The sequence below is a fragment of the Alcanivorax sp. HI0044 genome, from assembly GCF_001634945.1.
In genome coordinates, this window is sequence record NZ_LWEZ01000370.1 from 1 (window position 1) to 833 (window position 833).

The window sequence follows — 833 nt, forward strand, 5'->3', positions numbered from 1 at the left end:
GATTGAACAGTGCGTAAGGATTGTTGGCGGCATGCTGACGCGCCTTCTCGGCAATCTTGCCGAAGGTTTCCCGTTTGGTGCCGTACTTCCAGCGGTATTCACGCCCTGCGCCACCGAACATCTGTGCCGCCGGCGGCGCCTGATTGAAGCCCTGCGTATCCATCATCACCTGCGCATGCTGGCTCATGGGGTTCTCGCGATCATTGAACTTAGCACCAAGCGCGCCGCGCTCCATTTTTTCAAAACCCAGGGCGATGACACATTCAGCCAAACCGCCTTCGATGGCCTGGCGCGCCAGGAACAGGGCCGACGAACCGGTGGAACAATTGTTGTTCACATTGACCACGGGAATGCCGGTCAAGCCCAGTTCATACACGGCACGCTGACCACAGGTGGAATCGCCGTAGACATAACCACAGAACGCCTGCTCAACATCGCTGTACTGGATGCCGGCATCCTTCATTGCGGCGAGGCCAGCCGCTTTTGCCATCACATGGTAATCATCGCTGGCACCGGGCTTGGCAAACTTGGTCATCCCGACACCGATCACATTCACTCTACGTTTCATTCTCTGTTCTCCGAATTATGGCGTTACAGGATTTGTTCAAGTTTGCGCACCAGCGCCAGGTCACCGTCGACGCGCATGTCGCCCTTCTGGTACAAGGTGCTCAAGGCCACCTTGCCGGCAATCAGGTCGGCAAGCTTGCTGTCGTCCAGCGTGATCACCGCCGCCGCGTCCTTCTCGCCGCTGACGATGCCGGGCGACGAGGCGGATAGATCGATAAACCAGGCACTGTCTGGGCTCCGCACCTTGATCTGCAACACACCACCCT

The 833-nt window shown here is 58.1% G+C and carries 2 protein-coding genes; both read right to left on the reverse strand.

Annotated features, from left to right (window positions below; genetic code table 11):
* Positions 1–568 (reverse strand): beta-ketoacyl synthase N-terminal-like domain-containing protein (locus tag A3730_RS04540; RefSeq protein ID WP_304439462.1); only part of this gene is annotated, 568 nt, incomplete at its 3' end.
* Positions 569–591: 23 nt separating this feature from the next.
* Positions 592–833, reverse strand: a 242-nt coding sequence (locus A3730_RS04545; protein WP_197477288.1) for an SCP2 sterol-binding domain-containing protein, incomplete at its 5' end; no start/stop codon positions are given.